Source organism: Paenibacillus sp. EC2-1 (genome assembly GCF_049311625.1).
Taxonomy (GTDB): Bacteria; Bacillota; Bacilli; order Paenibacillales; family Paenibacillaceae; genus Paenibacillus_AQ.
The window spans coordinates 2,415,179-2,432,217 of record NZ_CP186006.1 but is presented as its reverse complement, the minus strand read 5'-3'; the positions used below and the strand labels follow the sequence as shown (position 1 = coordinate 2,432,217).

At 40.2% G+C, this 17,039-nt stretch carries 19 protein-coding genes; 4 read left to right on the top strand and 15 right to left on the bottom strand.

What is annotated here, in order from left to right; all coding sequences use genetic code 11:
• Positions 1-31 precede the first annotated feature (31 nt).
• Genes ACK8P5_RS11560 through ACK8P5_RS11550 form a run of 3 tightly spaced genes read left to right on the top strand, consistent with a single transcriptional unit; the run spans position 32 to position 4,125 of the window.
• Entirely contained in the window at positions 32-1,795 is a 1,764-nt protein-coding gene (locus tag ACK8P5_RS11560) for a sensor histidine kinase (protein WP_422661073.1), read from the top strand.
• Positions 1,770-2,522, top strand: a complete 753-nt coding sequence (locus ACK8P5_RS11555; protein ID WP_422661072.1) for a response regulator transcription factor — start codon at positions 1,770-1,772, stop codon at positions 2,520-2,522. Before ACK8P5_RS11560 ends, ACK8P5_RS11555 begins: the two co-directional genes overlap by 26 nt.
• Before the next feature lie 37 nt (positions 2,523-2,559).
• Positions 2,560-4,125, top strand: a complete 1,566-nt coding sequence (locus ACK8P5_RS11550) for an ABC transporter substrate-binding protein (RefSeq protein ID WP_422661071.1) — start codon at positions 2,560-2,562, stop codon at positions 4,123-4,125.
• Here the strand turns inward: ACK8P5_RS11550 and ACK8P5_RS11545 are convergent, their stop codons facing one another.
• The 9 genes from ACK8P5_RS11545 to ACK8P5_RS11505 form a co-directional block, all read right to left on the bottom strand.
• The gene (locus ACK8P5_RS11545) at positions 4,126-4,434 is read right to left on the bottom strand and encodes a hypothetical protein (RefSeq protein WP_422661070.1); all 309 of its coding nucleotides are present in this window, start codon (positions 4,432-4,434) and stop codon (positions 4,126-4,128) included. It abuts the gene before it with no gap.
• Between the two features lie 345 nt (positions 4,435-4,779).
• Positions 4,780-5,652 (bottom strand): carbohydrate ABC transporter permease, encoded by an 873-nt coding sequence (locus ACK8P5_RS11540; RefSeq protein ID WP_422661069.1) that lies wholly within the window; start codon positions 5,650-5,652, stop codon positions 4,780-4,782.
• A 23-nt stretch (positions 5,653-5,675) separates the two neighbouring features.
• Complete coding sequence (locus ACK8P5_RS11535) at positions 5,676-6,533, bottom strand: carbohydrate ABC transporter permease (protein ID WP_422661068.1); 858 nt, start codon at positions 6,531-6,533, stop codon at positions 5,676-5,678.
• A 114-nt stretch (positions 6,534-6,647) separates the two neighbouring features.
• Positions 6,648-7,979, bottom strand: coding sequence for an ABC transporter substrate-binding protein (locus tag ACK8P5_RS11530; protein WP_422661067.1), 1,332 nt, complete (start codon positions 7,977-7,979; stop codon positions 6,648-6,650).
• 362 nt (positions 7,980-8,341) lie between these two features.
• Positions 8,342-8,818 carry a GNAT family N-acetyltransferase gene (locus tag ACK8P5_RS11525; protein ID WP_422661066.1) on the bottom strand — a complete coding sequence of 159 codons (477 nt, stop codon included), beginning with the start codon at positions 8,816-8,818 and terminating at the stop codon, positions 8,342-8,344.
• Between the two features lie 73 nt (positions 8,819-8,891).
• Positions 8,892-9,122 (bottom strand): cold-shock protein, encoded by a 231-nt coding sequence (locus tag ACK8P5_RS11520; RefSeq protein ID WP_422661065.1) that lies wholly within the window; start codon positions 9,120-9,122, stop codon positions 8,892-8,894.
• 70 nt (positions 9,123-9,192) lie between these two features.
• Positions 9,193-9,393: a cold-shock protein gene (locus ACK8P5_RS11515; RefSeq protein WP_054957841.1), complete on the bottom strand. Its 201-nt coding sequence runs from the start codon at positions 9,391-9,393 to the stop codon at positions 9,193-9,195.
• Positions 9,394-9,652: 259 nt separating this feature from the next.
• Entirely contained in the window at positions 9,653-10,591 is a 939-nt protein-coding gene (locus ACK8P5_RS11510; RefSeq protein ID WP_422661064.1) for an aldo/keto reductase, read from the bottom strand.
• A gap of 169 nt (positions 10,592-10,760) precedes the next feature.
• On the bottom strand, positions 10,761-11,279 hold the full coding sequence (locus tag ACK8P5_RS11505; RefSeq protein ID WP_422661063.1) for a GNAT family N-acetyltransferase: 519 nt from the start codon (positions 11,277-11,279) through the stop codon (positions 10,761-10,763).
• A 150-nt stretch (positions 11,280-11,429) separates the two neighbouring features.
• On the opposite strand from ACK8P5_RS11505, the gene xerS reads away from it, so the two are divergent.
• A complete protein-coding gene (gene xerS / locus ACK8P5_RS11500; protein WP_422661062.1) occupies positions 11,430-12,515 on the top strand; it encodes a tyrosine recombinase XerS in 1,086 nt (361 codons plus the stop codon).
• A gap of 8 nt (positions 12,516-12,523) precedes the next feature.
• Here xerS and mobB read toward each other — a convergent pair whose 3' ends face one another.
• From mobB to ACK8P5_RS11470, 6 genes are all read right to left on the bottom strand, one after another.
• On the bottom strand, positions 12,524-13,051 hold the full coding sequence (mobB, locus tag ACK8P5_RS11495; protein ID WP_422661061.1) for a molybdopterin-guanine dinucleotide biosynthesis protein B: 528 nt from the start codon (positions 13,049-13,051) through the stop codon (positions 12,524-12,526).
• The gene (glp, locus tag ACK8P5_RS11490) at positions 13,048-14,352 is read right to left on the bottom strand and encodes a gephyrin-like molybdotransferase Glp (protein ID WP_422661060.1); all 1,305 of its coding nucleotides are present in this window, start codon (positions 14,350-14,352) and stop codon (positions 13,048-13,050) included. The genes mobB and glp overlap by 4 nt, the downstream gene beginning before the upstream one ends.
• A gap of 167 nt (positions 14,353-14,519) precedes the next feature.
• Entirely contained in the window at positions 14,520-15,272 is a 753-nt protein-coding gene (locus tag ACK8P5_RS11485) for a DUF4247 domain-containing protein (protein WP_422661059.1), read from the bottom strand.
• A gap of 10 nt (positions 15,273-15,282) precedes the next feature.
• A complete protein-coding gene (locus ACK8P5_RS11480) occupies positions 15,283-15,786 on the bottom strand; it encodes a DUF4178 domain-containing protein (RefSeq protein ID WP_422661058.1) in 504 nt (167 codons plus the stop codon).
• A gap of 31 nt (positions 15,787-15,817) precedes the next feature.
• Positions 15,818-16,222 (bottom strand): DUF350 domain-containing protein, encoded by a 405-nt coding sequence (locus ACK8P5_RS11475; RefSeq protein ID WP_422661057.1) that lies wholly within the window; start codon positions 16,220-16,222, stop codon positions 15,818-15,820.
• A 118-nt stretch (positions 16,223-16,340) separates the two neighbouring features.
• Positions 16,341-17,015 (bottom strand): PspA/IM30 family protein, encoded by a 675-nt coding sequence (locus ACK8P5_RS11470; RefSeq protein ID WP_422661056.1) that lies wholly within the window; start codon positions 17,013-17,015, stop codon positions 16,341-16,343.
• Between the last annotated feature and the right edge of the window lie 24 nt (positions 17,016-17,039).

Genomic DNA, 17,039 nt, shown 5'->3' with positions numbered 1-17,039 from the left:
TTCAGATGACCTACAGCAATTGAGGTGTCGTATGAGCTCATTTTTACAAATTAAAATTTATCGCCAAAAGTTTATTGCTTATGTCATCTTCGTCCTGACCATTGGACTCACACTTGGGATTCTGACCTTTATAATGCTTCTGAATCAATGGTTTAGTGATGCCCGGATTGAGACTGCTAAAGCATTCGCCGGTGTTGAAAATGGGCTTCAGTACGATGCAGATCGAATAGAAGCTTACATGCAGCGTATATACTCCAATCGTGGTCTCATGGATGATGCTCGAAGCTTCTTAAGTCAAAGTGCCGAGGGGTATTTAACGAACAGACTTCACAACAGTCATTTCTCTCAACCCCTTGTCTCTTTTCCTGAGGACGTTAAGACTTACCTGTACAGCTGGGCGCAAGGTGAGATTACGCAGATCAGTTTACATACTCCTCAATACGGTAATGTCATATCTTTCAATGATACCGGAAGTGAAAGTTTCATGTTCGGGGTACCGAATACAGATGTAATATTTCACGATACGCTTATAAAAGGGTTCGTTTATCGCAAAAAACTAACAGATGGACCTCTTCATTCTCAGGAATTCGGAGAGCTACGTTTCTTAGTCAACAGTGAAAAAATCTTCAAATCGATACATAACTATCAGTTAGGCAAGATTGCAGCAGTTAGTCCCTCTGGCGAGATCTATCTAATAGGGAATAATCAGGACCCTGATTTAAAGGAACTCTCTCTTCAAGTGGCGGCCAATGGACGCAGTCATGGTTTTATTTCAAAAGGTCCTTTGAAACACATTTTTTTTGTCACCTTTTCATCTAGCAAATTCAATTTCAAATTCGTAAATATTGTTGATATATCTCTATTGATTCAGCAGCATGTAGGGATGATACGTACAATCCTGCTTATTGTATTAACAACGGTAGTTAGTGTTCTCCTACTTATTGTGTATAATATGCGCGATGACGCTCGCTTCCTTCACCGAATCATTCAATCGATAGGACGCGTAAAAACAGCTAATTTCACACCTAATCGCCCTGCTCGTTATCGTCGCAATGAATACGGAATGATTGCACGCGAATTAGATGATATGATTCAGCAGTTAGATAAACATATTCGTAATGAATATTTATTTAAAATAAAACAGCAGGAAACCGAAATGAAAGCGCTTCAACATCAAATCAACCCTCACTTTCTATACAACACTTTAGAGGTTATTCGCTCCACAGCACTCGTGAATCAAGATCGAGACACAGCTGACGCTATTGCAACACTTGGGTCCCTCTATCGAGAAATTGTAAAAAAGGAGAACATTATTCCAATTGAAAGCGAGTTGGAATTGCTTCAGAAGTATTTAGAGATCATGGAGTTTAAGTATCCCGAGCGCTTCTATTATCAAGTCAATGTAGAACCCGCATTACTCTCGATTCCTACCGTTAAATTCTGGATGCAACCTTTGGCCGAGAATTTCTTCCTTCATGGATTTATCGCTAGTCATGAGTTTAACCTCTATATTGTTAACGGCTTTGAAGCTGAAGATCACTATGTATTAGAATTTGTTGATAATGGGCGCGGTATTCAGACAGAGCGTTTAAATGCAATTCGGAATACACTGTCCAACAATGAAGATCATTCATCGAAGAGTATTGGATTACGAAATGTAAATACGAGACTCCACTTCTTCTATGGCAACTGCTTTTCTATGAGAATTGAGAATAACAAAGAAGCTGGAGTGAAGATTTCTGTCAGGATTTCTAAAGAGGTGATTGAACATGTACAGACTGCTAATTATGGATGATGAACCTCAGATTTTGGAGGGCATGAAGCGAATTCTGGACTGGGAACAGTATGGATTCGGACGGATTGAAACCTGTGAATCAACTGAATCAGCCATATCTAAGGTTGTCGATATGATGCCGGATATCGCTATATTTGATGTCTGTGTTGGTAAGAATCTCGGATATGAGGCGATACGAAAACTTAACGAACTACACGTCCCCACGAAATATATTATCATGAGCGGCTATAGTGAATTCAAGTATGCCCAAGAAGCTATTCGCTGCGGTGTCAAAGATTATCTGCTTAAGCCCATTGAACGCACTAAGCTGCAGCAAGTCATTGAGAAGATTATTGTTGAAGATCTGGGTGGTACGATAGGCAATCATAGCAATGAGCGCAACAATATGGATCCGGTACTCGAGATTAACTATGATCGTCTGTCGAAGCTCGTTAATCGTATTCTCTTAATGATCAAAACAGAGTACGCTCAGAATATCACTTTGAAATCAGTGGCAGAGCGTTTTCAAATGAACAGCACCTACCTCGGTCAAATATTTCTTAAAGAAACAGGGATAAAGTTCTCGGAATATCTAATGGCTTACCGAATGCTGCTCGCGAAAGAAAGAGTTCAATCAACAGATGAGAAGATATCTTATATCGCATTTTCTATTGGATACAACAATCTCAATTATTTCTATACACACTTTCAAAGCTTTTTCGGAAAATCCCCTTCTGATCTGCGGTGAAAGCTTATTAACGAATCGGCAGAAAGGAGTATATCCGATGCTAAAGTGCTCTAGACATCGATTTATTATTATGATGGTCATTGGTCTATTAGGGGGACTCTCTTTGTATATGACCGGCTGTACCCAGGAACCTAGCAAGAATGACATAGAAAGGCTTACCGATGAACCTGTCAATCTAATTTATTACACCATTGGAGAACCAGACAAAGACCTCCAGCTTGTAAATGCGAAGATCAATGAAATCATGGCGCGTAAAATCGGCGTGACAGTAACTTATATTAAGGTAGGCTGGCAAGAGTATGAGGATCGGCTGAACACGCTTATATCTGCCGGAAGTTCTTTTGATATTGCTTTTGCAACGAATTATTCAACCACAGCTATGCAAGGGGCATGGCTGAAACTGGATGATTACCTAATGAGTCTAGGTAAGGATATGTATGAAAGTGTTAATCCAACCTTTTGGCAAGGGGTTCGCATGAAGGATGGAGGTATTTATGGAGTACCTACCAATAAAGAGCTTGCTGTCCGTGATCACTGGATGTACCCTGCTTCGATCGTGGATAAGTACAATGTTGATATCAAGAAGTACAATACTCTGGAATCGCTTGAACCATTACTTCAGATGATTCAACAGAAAGAGCCTTCATACATACCTATGGAATTGGATCAGGATTCACACAATTTCTTCGCACTGTATGGCTACGAATATATTGTGAACAACAAAGTTCCCTTGATGGTGAAGTCATTAGACCCGAATGCTGGGATTGTAAATATTTTTGAAACAGAGGAAGCAAGAAAAGTATTAGACACGTTACGGAGTTATTATAAACAAGGCTTTATTAATAAGGATGCAGCGCTTCGGGAACCTGGTGGGCTTAAACGTGGTGCTAAAGTATTCTGGAAATCTTCAGGTGGCGGCCCGCTCTCAGATACGACATGGAGTAAAGATCGTGGTTATAAGGTTGTATCCAATCCCGTAACCCCTACTGTTGTTACAACAGAGTCGGTTCGAGGAGGCATCATGGCCGTGAATGCAAATACTAAACATCCTGTAGAAAGCATGAAGTTTCTAAACCTACTCAATACCGACCCCGAAATACGCAACCTATTCAATTATGGTATTGAAGGTATACATTACAACCTAAGTGAACTTGGACAAGTCGTTCCTATTCCTAGAAAAGATAGTGAAGGCAATCCGATTCCAGATGCTCCAGCAAGCTATGCAGGAGTTCAATATACCCAAGGCAACTGGTTTATTCTAAAAACCATGGGTGGTGATAACCCGGAACCTATTGATAAGTGGGATCAGTTTATCAGATACAATGATGAAGTAATCAATTCCTCGGTACTTGGATTCACTCCGGATCTATCCAAATTAAGTATCCAGATGGATGCTATTAAAACGGTCTGGAAAAAATACTATCCAAGTCTTATGACAGGTTCTGTTGATATTGACTCCATCCTACCTAAGTTTAACGCAGAGCTAAAACACGCGGGTATTGATGAGGTAAGAACTGAAGTGCAAAGGCAGCTGGATGCTTGGCGGGGAGCGGTTACTTCCTCCCCTCCCCTTCCATCAATCCCAACCTTAAATCACGGGTAGCTAACCTTCAACTACATCTGCATGTAAGTCTGTTGCGATTTCAATCATTTTGGGCACAACTGCTTCGTTTGTCAGGGCTACATATATATCTCCCATGTAAAGACGAAATGGAATCTCAAGTTCGCCATGCTGCCACATGAAGAAATCTCCCTCGACTGACATCGTACTCTCCGGTCCTTTCACAGTAAAAATCGGAGAGTACATGAAGTCTGGTTTGGATGCAAAATATTGTGTACATTCATCCAAAGAAATGGTTTGCTGTTCACTATTCTCTTGCATGGATCGTGTTATTCGAAAACGTTGACTCATCATTATGCCTCCATCATTGTTTGTTCATTTAAAAACATATTTTCTCATTCTCTTAAGCTACTGTCAAAACGTATAAAAATGGAATGTTTTTAACGTGTTTTCTTTTTTTGTTTTTGTTGTCTCCTATTAATACATTGTTTTAGTAGATAGGTTGATAAGGTTGGTGGATTTTTTCGAATTAACTAAGTTCGTGTATATTTTTTGTTTTATTATTGTGAATTTTTCATATGATGAAATAATCACTTATTCAAGCGGTTTTTACATTCAACCATAGAAATAAGCCCCGGAAGAAAGCGCATCACGCTTCCTACCTGGGCTTATTTGAATGAAATAGTGACTTCCTGATTAGCCTTTTACAGCTCCTTCAGTCAAACCTTTCTCGATAAACTTCGAGATAAATAAGTAAACGATTAATACTGGAATTACGGTAAGAGCAACTGCTGTAGCCATCAACCCAAAATCCGTGCCATATTGTGAACTGATCTCATTCAATAAAGCAACGATTGGACGAACATTCTCTTTATTTACGAAGATCAAAGCAGAGAACAAATCGTTATAAGACCACAAGAATACAAAAATACTTACTGAAGCAAATGCCGGTCTTGTAATTGGAACAAACAGCTTAATAAACATTTGCCATCTATTGCATCCATCTATGAAAGCAGCTTCTTCAAGTTCTTTCGGAATGGTTGCCATATAACCTGCGATAACGAGAATGGCAAAAGTTAAGTTACCTGCGGTCTGAGGCAAGATCAATCCCGAATACGTGTTAACTAAACTTGTTTTAATCAAAATCTCATAGACAGGAACAACCGTAGCAAATGCAGGGATTAACAATGTTGCGTAGAGAATTGAAAAAATCGTCTTTTTCCCTCTGAATGAGAATCTAGACAGTACATACGCGGTTAATCCGCCTAACAGGAGTACCAACAATACGGTACTGCCTGACATGATCAAACTGTTAATATAGCTTCTACCAATGTTAATACGATCAAATGCATTCTGATAGTTTAGCCAGATTGGATCAAAAGCGATCTTAAATGAATTATTCATAACATCCCTCGATGCTTTAAAGGAGTTATTTACAATCCAAAACAACGGATATATCGTTGTCATAGCCCAGGCTGTCAAGATAACATACATTAGGGCGCTGCCAATACTAAATTTTCTACTTTTTACATGCCGCACTACGTGTTCTTCCTTAATGACTTGCTGCATAATAGTACACCCCTAATAACAGCTTAGTATGTAATTTCTTCACTTTTTAACAAGCGGTTGGCAAGAAGGGCAAGCAACACGCCGAAAACAACCATGAAAATTGCAACTGTCGAACCATAACCAAAGTTTTGATCCACCATTGCTTTTTTGTACATGTACGTACCGAGTACTTCAGTGCCATTCTGCCCAGACGTAATAACCCAGATGAATTCGAATACCTTCATCGTACCCGTGATAGCTAGTGTAATAACGACTTTAATATCACTTAGAATCAATGGGATTGTTAACTTCGTCGTTTTCTTAAACCCTGTTATTCCTTCAAGTTTAGCAGCTTCGTAAAAGTCAGCTGGAATCTTGGACATCGCCGTCAAGAACAATACAAAGTAGAAACCAACATAATGCCATACGGTCGGGATCGACACCGCTCTCAGTGCATTACTCTCATCAAGCCACAGCACTTTTTCGATACCGAAGTTAGCCAGTATGTTGTTCAGCAGTCCAAAGTTATAGTTATAAAATAGGACAAACAATAAAGAAATTGCCGTTCCGGATATTACAACTGGAAAGAAAAATACGGTTCGGAAGAATCCTTTGAGCTTCGTAATATTATCAACCATAACCGCAAGAACTAACGCGATACCTACCTGGAACACAATAACGTATAACATGATTTCCAACGTATTTAATGTTGCTGCACCCAGGAGCTTATCCGTAAATAACCGCTCGTAGTTATCCCATCCAATGAATTTCTTGTCAAAAAAACCAGATGTACGATAAAAGCTGAGATACAAACTTTTAAAGAACGGATAGTACAAAAATACAGTTAAGAATAGAGCCGTTGGAAACAAAAACATCAAAATATACTTCCGATCACCCTTCATAATTATCACCTTTGATGTTTATTTTTCTTGATTAATGAATTAAATGATTGCGCCGCCCAAATGATTCAGAGGGGCGGCGCAATAACATATAGGGTACCGTATTAACGATTTAACCTATTTCTTGTTAGCATCCTCAGTTTTCTTAGCATCTTCTAACGCTTGCGCTGGAGTTTTAGCACCTGTTACAACTTGCTGTACGCTAGCACGAAGATTAGAGAAAGTTTCTTGGGATACTTTACTATCAACTGGTGAGCTGATGGATTTAGCATTTTGAAGCATTGCGAAACCATCAAGAGCAGCCTGTGGTAAACCAGCAATTTCTACATCCGCTGCAGGAGTACCGCCGTTTGCTTCAGCGATTTTTTTAATGCTATCAGGGGATGTCATAAATTTAAGTAATTCTACTGTCATATCTTTTTTATCTGCATTGTCATATGCTGCTTTGGAAACGTAGAATCCAGAACCAAAACCACCAACGATGTCGTTACCGCTTCCTGCTCCACCAGGAATAGCTGGGAAAGGAACTACAGTAGTGTTACTCTTCACATCTTCGTTCCATCCACCTATTGCCCATGATCCTTCAATAATCATTGCAGCGAGGCCTTCACTGTAATAGTTACCTGCCATACTTAAATCGATAGTAGCAGCATCTTTAGGGAATGCGCCTAGATCATAAAGCTCTTTCATTCCAGAATATGCTTTTTCCCAATTTGGTTCGATGCCATTAGCCAGACCTTTATCTTGACCTTCAGGACCAGCAGCAGCAAGAATCGTGTGCTCGATCAAATAGTGAGATTGGTCAAATGGTACGGAAAGAGGAATAATACCTTTTGCAGAAAGTGTCGTAACAGCTTTCTTCAGGTTTTCCCAAGTAGTTGGAGCTTCCAAACCGTTCTCATCAAAAATCTTTTTATTGTAGAACAATCCTTCATAGAAACCAGTTAGTGGAGCAGCATAGATGTTTCCATCTTTTTGCTTAGCGAACTCAAGTGCATTCTCACTGAATCCATTTTTCCAATCCGCGTTCTCATCAAGGATTTGGTTCAATGGAACAACTTTACCAGCGTTCACGAAACCTTCAGCATCAGCTCCGATAAAGTAGAACAACAGATCTGGCTCATTGCCACTGTTCATATCTGTGTTTACTTTTGTTCTGAAACCGTCATCATTTGCAGACATGACATCGTTCTCAATTTTTACATTTGGATGTTTTGCAGTAAAGTCATCCAAAAGAGCTTTGAATGTTTCGCGAGCTGCGTCTGTACCACCAAATGTCGAGAAGACACGAAGAGATACTTCCTTAGCTGGTTCTTCTTTCTTAGTCGGCTCCGGTGCCGGTTTGTCACCTTCACCAGCAGAATTGTTAGAGCCTTTATTACCGCATGCAGCCATAAACATGCTGAGCAATAATATTAAGCTCAAAAGCATTAATGAAGACCTTTTCATCTTTGAATCCCCCTAAGTATATTTGTAACAACCAGAATCTCTAGCTGTCTTAATAAAATATTATGCCAACGTCGGTCGTAATCAAAGGGGGATATTCCTCTAAATAAGGGGTAAAAATTAAAGCTTGTAATTTGCTTAATCTGGATTTATGATGTGTCTTTTGTCTATGTATATGTAACAAAGAAGTTCTACTCTGGGGTTTTTTACGGATAAAGTACATAAGGAGGCGATCAGTTTTTATCTATTGTGAATTTTTCATATGATGAAAATATAATGCGATTAGTATCGTTACATAACGGATTCACACCTCTTTTTCCCCACAAAAAAAACGCCTAGAGTAGGCGATTTTATTGAGTTATCATTTAGCTGAGCAAGCTCTTAATCATAATATAGTTAGTCAGTAAGATACCACTTCTTTCTACAGACTGCTTATGAATCACTTTGTAATCTTTACGTTCAAAAAAAGGTTTTGCGGTGATACTTGCCTCGGTATCTATTTCAGCTAACTTCAGCTTTCTAGCCTCATTTTCTAGATTATGTACTAATGCTGTTGCAATCCCTTGCTTTAGATAGTCTTTATGAATGTATAAACGGTCCAGGTGTCCGTTAATAGTCATATCTGAAAACCCAACGATAGTCTCTCCCACAAGTGCAACTAAGGTGATATTGCGATGCATAGACTCCCGCCATCGTTCTCGTATTGTCACCTGTTCACCTGGAGGAGCCCACACATTGAGCTGCTTTATCGTATAATCTTTTTTATTTACCGAATGAACAGTATCATAAAACAAATTCACAATCTGATTTATATCCTCATCTTGAAATCTTCTTATCTTCACAGCTCTTCTCCTCCGATCCACAAAAAAAAGACACCTTCATAGGCATCTTTAAAATAACTTATTAAATTTCCTTTTAGGAAATTTTAATTCCTTTTGCAAGAGCCTTCATATCATGATTCGAGTTAACCAGTTGGGGCAGCGTCTTAATACTTCTGATCATTGGTGAGCTGCACTGATGGCATGTTGGCTGATGCTCAAAGGCAAAATTATCACGAATCCAGCCATTGCACTCTTCCTTCTCACATGTCCAAACCGCGGTCTCTTCTTGAGGAAGCTCTTCTAACGATTTTTTTCTGAAGTACATCCTAACCCCTCCTTAAAGTAAAAACTGCCCTTAACTTTATGGGTTAAGGACAGTTTCTTTATTCATAGATTTACAGTTTTACAACGTTCTCAGCTTGTGGACCACGGTTGCCTTGAACTACGTTGAACTCAACGCGTTGGCCTTCGTCCAAAGATTTGAAACCGTCGCCTTGGATTGCTGAGAAGTGAACGAAAACGTCGTTGCCGTTTTCTACTTCGATAAATCCAAATCCTTTTTCTGCGTTAAACCATTTCACTGTTCCTGTTTCCATAATGTAAAAACCTCCAAAATTTTATTAACATGCTCTTCTGAAATTATAGCGTACAAAATAACAAATTCACATATTGAAAAAGTTGCCAAGCATAAGTCGCAACCTTTTCAATATGTGAATCACAAGGTTTTCTTATTTGCTATGTACTTATAATACCACACAAACGAAACTTTATGCAAGGCATTTCGCTTTTTTATTTAACCGCCTAATAAACCAACAAATTATTAGACGGTTCAGAGCGTTTCTAACTTCTTAGAGTTTACATAATAAATATGATGTGACCGCTTCTAATTACTTTTAATAAATCCTTAAACTTTGCCTCCCAATCGGTTTTGGCTACCTCTGTCCATCTTGAGCGGATTTCATTGTATTCATCTTGAGACAATCGTCCTCCATCCAATAACATCGTTGCATTCTGTTCCCATCGATTGGGATTAGACGTTCCAACAATGGCGGTTGCAACTCCCGGAACGCTCAGAGCGAATTTGAGTGCTGTCTTAACTCCGAGTTGAATATCCTCCAGAAAATCGTATTTTAGTTCTTTGAGTCGTACCCAGTATGGATAGGCATACGCTTGTTCGCTAACTATGTCATTTTTCCATGCTACATTAGCAATGGGCCTCTTAGCGATCACACCCATGCCTCTTTTTACAGCTTCAGGGACAGTGAGTTCGATTGCTTCTTGGTCTGCGATATTTACAGAGGTCTCAAAACTGTCAAATACCCCTGTCTTTATCGCATATAACGCATCTGTGTGATCACCGCTATATCCAATATACCTCGTTTTCCCTTGCTCCTTAGCCCTCTTTAGAACCTCAATAACCTCTCCTTGTCGAAGTATTTCTTCTGAACAACTATGAAGATGAATCACATCAACATAATCAACTTTCAGACGCTTCAGACTCCGATCGATGCTTTGTTTAAGCATAACAGGATCCCAATCCGAATAATCAAACCCAGAAGCATGACCACATTTGGTGAACAGATAATAATCTTCTCTTCGGCCCACTAAAGACTTACCGATCAATTCCTCGCTATTCCCATAACACTCAGCTGTATCTATCACATTCAATCCAGCATCAACAGCACTATGAAGCAGCCGATCCACCGTCCTCTGATCCGCCTGTCCGATCTCTGCACCACCAAAGCCCTGAATACTTACCTGCATATCCGTCTGACCGAAAGTTCTTCGCTCCATGTATCAGCCCTCCTTTATAAAAAAGATAATCCTTTTAATTACCCTTTATGCAAGCATATGAATGCAAATCATCAAATAACTCTTCTTATGATTTAAATTTACATAGAAACTTTACTAATGTAAGCTACTCGTAATCCCCTATTGTTAATAACCTGAATTATTAATCTCATTAAATATTTGCACTTGAAAAATATTGCGAAGGATTTCCACGCTCCGGGTCTACTCTTTCCGTATACTGATTGTCCGTATAAGCCCCGATTGTCTTCCTCCAAAATGCCTGTGCAGGCGTATTCGTACTCACTTGTGTTACTTTCCAGCGTCCTCTCAAACGATCAAACAATTGATGCGATGCCCAGGTACCTAACCCGCTTCGACGATATTTTTTCATAATAAAAAACTCACACAAGTAAAAATCAACTTCATCTTCACCATCTAAACGATCAATTAATGCAAACCCAGCTGGTTTATTGTCGTAGGTAATCAGGTACGGAAATCTCGTTTCACGTTTAATCCAGTATTCAGCAAGGCCAGGATACGGAGCAAAGTCGCCCCTCTCTGTTACATCTATATCTAGAAACTGGGTGAAGTCATACAAATAAAATTGCATTAAGTTTTCGATCACATTCTTTTGTTTGCCCGGAACCAGACGGATTCCCATCGCATTAGTATTTTTGTCACGTGAGAACATCGATATCTCCTCCCATACATAGTTAGTATCCTGCACGTTATGGTAAACTATAGAGACATGCATGACATGTCATAGCATCTAACTAAAATATTTCAATCGTTTTGATTCATTATTTTACAATTCAATATGAATTCTTAAGAGGTGATACACATGAACATACAAAAAGGCATTGACCGTAAAAAACTAGATGAAAAAGTCCCTTCTATGCCTTGGTACGTACAGCAGTTTATCGACTATAAATTGCCCGATCTTTCTCCATCCACCTTGTTAGAATATGTAAGGGATTACGAAACTTTTTTTAATTGGCTTCGCTCTGAAGGTCTTTCAGAAGCAGAGCATAACAGCAAGGTAACACTTCTGGAACTTGAGACGCTTCGCATGGAAAGTGTAACTGGTTACCGTCTCTATCTGACAACGAGAACAGAGGGTACCAACTCTCGGATCACCGTATCACGTAAGATGTCCTCTCTTCGATCCTTGTTTCATTATTTAAGCCAAATCGCAGAGGATGAGGACTTTTATCCTCTTCTTAAGCGCAACATAATGGCAAAGGTCGAGAATAAACGAATACATAAACCGAAAGATACTGCAGCTAAGCTTAAAGGTAAAATTCTTGAGGATGAGGAACTCATCGACTTTATTGGCTACATCCATGAAGGCTATGCGGTTGATGTCGCTAACAATAAGCAAGCCTTGTACGCTCATGAACTAAATAAAGAGAGAGATGCCTGCATAACTAGTCTAATTTTAAACTCAGGTCTACGTGTATCTGAAGTTGTAAATCTAAACATTAGTGATCTCGATATGAACAACAAGATGCTGCATGTCTACCGAAAGGGTAATAATGACGAAACGTTCAAGACCCCTGTCTATTTCCGCGCTCAAGCGAAAGACGATCTGGAGCATTATTTAGCACTTAGACAGTCCCGTTATAAAGTTCCTAAGAGAGAAAAAGCGCTGTTCGTAGCACTTCGTAATGGACAAGTCGAAGGCCAGAGAATGACGAAACGAGCGATCCAAGCGATGATCATTAAATATGCCAAACGCTTCGGCAAGCCTTCACTTACCGTGCACAAGCTTCGTCACTCTTTTGCCACAGATTATTATCTCCAGAATGACATTTATAAAACTAAGGAACAGCTTGGCCATGCATCAACAGAAACGACAGAAGTATATGCACATCTCACCGACAAGACGATGTCTGAAGCCATTGAACGCCGCACTGAATCATCCTAAACACACCATTATTCAGTTCGTAGTCTGTTCATTTTATGACACATCCACTCAGCGATCTTAGACACTTCATTCCAATCAAAGATTGGAACCGAGCTACTTCTCTGAAATTCTAGAAGTAGCTCGTTATTCTTGTCCATATTCGGATTCAGTATAAGCACTCTAACCTCACTTACTTGATCTATTAGTTCTATATCCTCGCTACTTCTGAGGAGTAATAACTTCGGATAGGCTTCCTGCTTAAACCCCTCCACCAGAATGAGATCGTACCTTTGTAACGGGATGATCAACTCTTCTAAACTTGTTCCTTCTTCATGGATAACCGCTGTACGAAAAGGCGAAGTGATGGCCACAGCATCAGCACCAGCCTCATGAAATTCATTAGTATCCGTTCCAGGGTGATCAAGAGTAAATCCATGTACATCATGTTTGATAACAGCAGTTTTGAACCCTCTATTCTTTAGTAAAGGAATTAGTGACGATATTAATGTCGTTTTACCACTATTCTTATACCCAACAAATTGCCACACGCTTGTCATGACAAAGTTCCCGGCAGTAATAACACTTTAACCTTTTGTCCAACAGTAGCACCTTTTAGTTCAGGAGGAATAACGATGAGACAGGAGCTGTCTTTAATCGTAATCATTACATTAGATTCGTCCAATAGTGCTGGTATCGCTACCAATCTTCCTTCTCTAACATCCAATCTCCCTCTGACAAAACGAGTGAAATTATTCACCCTGCTATATTCTACACCTAACGCTGCGTCCCACTCTTTAAGATAAGCATCCTCCATGCCAAGCATTTGGCGTATCGTCGGTCTTACGAAGAGTAAAAAGCCAACATAACAAGCTCCTGGATTTCCTGATAGAGCAAACAATAGCTTTCCTTCTTGAACCGCAGCCGTTGTTACACTCCCCGGTCTCATCGTTACCTTGTTAAACAACATTGTCATCGTCCCATTACGGACGAGGTCACCCATGATATCAAAATCTCCTACAGAGACCCCACCTGTTGTAACAACAATATCATATCGTTTTAGCGCTTCTTCCACCTTTTCTCTAGCCATTGTAATATCATCTGGAATCGCGTCCATTAAGACCGGTTCACCTCCGGCTTCACGGATCTGTGATGCAAGCATATAAGTATTGCTGTTACGAATTTTTCCAGGCTCTAGCGGATCACGAATATCCAATAATTCGGTACCTGTCGAAAAAATACCAACAACCGGTTTTTTCATAACCTCAACCTGGGACACACCAAATGTAGCCAAGACCGATATTTCACCTGGTCCGATCCGAGTTCCTTGATTGAGAATAACCTCTCCACCTTTTAGCTCTAATCCAATGGGGGTGATATTTTTATTCTTCTCTATTCTTTTTTTAATGCCTATCCATTCCGTTTCACCTTCGGTCCTGCTCTCCGTCATTTCAAGCATGACCACCGCATCCGCTCCCTCGGGAACTTGTGCTCCTGTCATAATTCGGGATGTTACACCCGATTCAATCACTTTCTCTGATACCGCACCACAAGGAATATTATCAATAACTTGTAACCAAATAGTCTCACCATCACCACACACCTCAGTATCTGATGCTGTTATTGCATAACCATCCATTCCAGAACGGCGGAAGGTCGGGTATGGATGCGGTGCCACAATGTCAGATGCTAATACACGCCCGTCACTTTTTTCCAGGTCGAGCATTTCGGATGTTACCCGCTTCACATATCCCTTAACTAGTGCTTGTGCATCATGTACCTGCAACGCTTTACGCTGAAATCTATAAGGGTCTAGTCCGTTAATGTCTGGTTTATCATTCGTAATATGTTGTTGTTTCATATGTGTAGTGTCCTCTCTTTCCAATGGGCTTGCTTCGACTGATCTTTAAACGAGCTCTTAGCCCTATAAAACAGTTATAACTTCAATTTCTGTTGCTGGCAAATTATATACTCTATTCCTAGCAAAAAAGACGCATGGCATTGATATGCCACACGTCTTTTTCAAATCTACCTTCGACCTCTTCTGCCGATTTTCCCTGATCCAATACGAGTCTTAGGTTTTTTATAAGATTTCCTTGGTGCGTCGAAAAGTCCACCGCCGCCTCCACTTTCACCTCGTTTAATCGTACCTTTACTCTGGTCACTTGCCGGTTCTCTTTTAAAAATGTTCCCACCCGAACCAACTTTACTACTCTGACCACGTCTTGAAATTTTCCCGCTTCGATCTACCGTCAACGGAGGGGCAACCTTCTTATCGCTATCTGTCGGTTTACGATAGGTTCCGTCTTTCGGCTTATACACGTCCTTGCTTGTATACCCACGGTAACCGCCGCTATATTTACCACTTAACGAATCAAACAAGTCGCTAATCAAAACAGCTGTTAAATATCCCTGTAGGAAGCTTGAGTCATAATTACGTCTAACATACTCTTTGGAATCGATCTCGATTAAAGTATCTTCCGGCTTCGCTGGATCTTGCTGCAGATGATAAAAGTCATCGCCATATACAAGGAACATGCGTTCATTATTCTCGGCAGACATATCATCCGGTTTATTCTCTTCCGACAATTCCTTTGCAACAACCGGCACACTTTTGCCTGCTGCACGATAGACATATGAACTTGAGTCCCCATCCCGATTCACAGATTCTAATGGGTAGGATTCTTTAACATTCGGTGGTGCCCCACATCCACTTAGAAGTGATACAAGAAAACTAAGAACTAATAATAATTTGATCGATAATAAAGAGCGTCGCTTCATGATACCACTCCTAAGCCCGGATGACTTTAACATCCCCCGGAATCACTTTCTCTCCTTCATAGAGCATAAATCGCCCATTCTGCCATTCAATCCTTACAAGACGATAATCATCAGATTGATACTGCCATACATGTTGTTCACCGCTTTGCGTGAACGGGGTGCGTCCTGTAATCGACACATGACCACCGTATTCTTCCTCAAGATGATATACACCATCATCAAGTTCAATGATCGTAGGCACTTCATCAGGTGCATCCAGTCGTCCATCAATCGGTGTATATAATGCATACTGAACCGTTTCCCGCTCTTCGATATGAAGATAAGCAATGCTACTTCCATCTTGCAGTGTCAGAACAACCGCATTACGAGCACGGTTATGTACACGACCCGTAACCTCATAGGTCACAAGTGAAACTTCACAAATGTCGCCAGGGTTAAGCTGCAACATACTTTTTTCTACCTTCGGCGGCTCTGGTTTCGCAAATAAATTTCCTATTCTTTTCCACACGCTCATTCTTTCAATCCCCTATCACATTTATGCATGATTATAGGCAGGCTGTAATAATTAAAGCTCCTACAATATGAAGTGTACCTGCAAACAATCCATATCCAGTCTTGCCTTCCATCGTTCCTTTATCCAGATCAATATTACCAAGCAGTTTAAGCATCAGCTCCGCTAATTTTTCCAGAATCAGCAGAATTACAAACGAAACAATAGATACTACAATAGCTTCTACCAGATGTGGTGAAGTCCCAATCGATACAGACAAAATATACCCTTGTGCAAGTAGCTTCATGACAAGACGTGTTGTAACCGCCATGTTTCCTGCTTTTACTTCTTCCAGATCTTTATACTTTGTAAACAAAGAGTCGACATACATAAGCACAAAGAGAAGCAGTGCCCCGACACCGGTCCATACCGTAATCCCTAAGATCACATCAAAATTCATCCACTTAAGCCTCCATATTCAACATACAACTCATGTAAAAGCGAAGGAGAAAACCGCATGTTAAGCGCTATCCCCTTCGCCTCTTCAAACTTCACTCATTCACGATAAAACGTCGATATTATTGATCTTTATTCTCGTATTGTTTCATTAATGCAGCAAGTTCATCTTCAACAACTTTATCTTTACCAAGGTTCTCGAACTCTTCATCGAGCGATTTCTCTCTCGTGTTCATTTCATTGCTTGCCTCAGCACGCGCTTCCATCTGAAGCATCTTCTCTTCCATACGCTTTAGACCAGAAGATGCAGAATCCGAGCTAAATCCGTTCATCGCTTTGTTGATTTCAGTCTGTGCCTTAGCTGCGTTATAACGAGCAACTAATGTCTCCCGCTTATTCTTCATTGCTGTAAGTTGTTTACGCATCTCTTCGAGCTTAGCTCTTAGATTATCTGCAGCAAGCTTATTCTGATCATAACTTGCTTTATATTCGTCTCTCTTCGCTTCCGCTGTTTTCTTCTCTTCAAGCGCCCGGCGAGCAAGATCAACGTTCTGCGCTTGTGCAGCTGTGTGTGCTTGTTGTGTACGTTTCTCAACCAATGCGGCTTGCTCTTCATACAATGCTTTGAAGCGCTTTTCGATCGCAATTTGAGAAGCAACTGCTTTCTCAGCATCTTCAAGATCTTCGGTCATATCCCGAATGTATTGGTCAGTCATTTTGATTGGATCTTCGGCTTTGTCAATAATAGCGTTAATGTTGGACATGGTTAAATCACGTAATCTTTTGAAAATGGACATGGTTTCGTGCCTCCCAGCAGACTT

Excerpts from the sequence above, each read along its gene's own strand:
- ACK8P5_RS11560 (WP_422661073.1), top strand. The coding sequence starts at position 32 with ATGAGCTCATTTTTACAAATTAAAATTTATCGCCAAAAGTTTATTGCT.
- ACK8P5_RS11555 (WP_422661072.1), top strand. The coding sequence starts at position 1,770 with ATGTACAGACTGCTAATTATGGATGATGAACCTCAGATTTTGGAGGGC.
- ACK8P5_RS11550 (WP_422661071.1), top strand. The coding sequence starts at position 2,560 with ATGCTAAAGTGCTCTAGACATCGATTTATTATTATGATGGTCATTGGT.
- ACK8P5_RS11545 (WP_422661070.1), bottom strand. The coding sequence starts at position 4,434 with ATGAGTCAACGTTTTCGAATAACACGATCCATGCAAGAGAATAGTGAA.
- ACK8P5_RS11540 (WP_422661069.1), bottom strand. The coding sequence starts at position 5,652 with ATGCAGCAAGTCATTAAGGAAGAACACGTAGTGCGGCATGTAAAAAGT.
- ACK8P5_RS11535 (WP_422661068.1), bottom strand. The coding sequence starts at position 6,533 with ATGAAGGGTGATCGGAAGTATATTTTGATGTTTTTGTTTCCAACGGCT.
- ACK8P5_RS11530 (WP_422661067.1), bottom strand. The coding sequence starts at position 7,979 with ATGAAAAGGTCTTCATTAATGCTTTTGAGCTTAATATTATTGCTCAGC.
- ACK8P5_RS11520 (WP_422661065.1), bottom strand. The coding sequence starts at position 9,122 with ATGTACTTCAGAAAAAAATCGTTAGAAGAGCTTCCTCAAGAAGAGACC.
- ACK8P5_RS11515 (WP_054957841.1), bottom strand. The coding sequence starts at position 9,393 with ATGGAAACAGGAACAGTGAAATGGTTTAACGCAGAAAAAGGATTTGGA.
- ACK8P5_RS11510 (WP_422661064.1), bottom strand. The coding sequence starts at position 10,591 with ATGGAGCGAAGAACTTTCGGTCAGACGGATATGCAGGTAAGTATTCAG.
- ACK8P5_RS11505 (WP_422661063.1), bottom strand. The coding sequence starts at position 11,279 with ATGTTCTCACGTGACAAAAATACTAATGCGATGGGAATCCGTCTGGTT.
- xerS (WP_422661062.1), top strand. The coding sequence starts at position 11,430 with ATGAACATACAAAAAGGCATTGACCGTAAAAAACTAGATGAAAAAGTC.
- mobB (WP_422661061.1), bottom strand. The coding sequence starts at position 13,051 with ATGACAAGCGTGTGGCAATTTGTTGGGTATAAGAATAGTGGTAAAACG.
- glp (WP_422661060.1), bottom strand. The coding sequence starts at position 14,352 with ATGAAACAACAACATATTACGAATGATAAACCAGACATTAACGGACTA.
- ACK8P5_RS11485 (WP_422661059.1), bottom strand. The coding sequence starts at position 15,272 with ATGAAGCGACGCTCTTTATTATCGATCAAATTATTATTAGTTCTTAGT.
- ACK8P5_RS11480 (WP_422661058.1), bottom strand. The coding sequence starts at position 15,786 with ATGAGCGTGTGGAAAAGAATAGGAAATTTATTTGCGAAACCAGAGCCG.
- ACK8P5_RS11475 (WP_422661057.1), bottom strand. The coding sequence starts at position 16,222 with ATGAATTTTGATGTGATCTTAGGGATTACGGTATGGACCGGTGTCGGG.
- ACK8P5_RS11470 (WP_422661056.1), bottom strand. The coding sequence starts at position 17,015 with ATGTCCATTTTCAAAAGATTACGTGATTTAACCATGTCCAACATTAAC.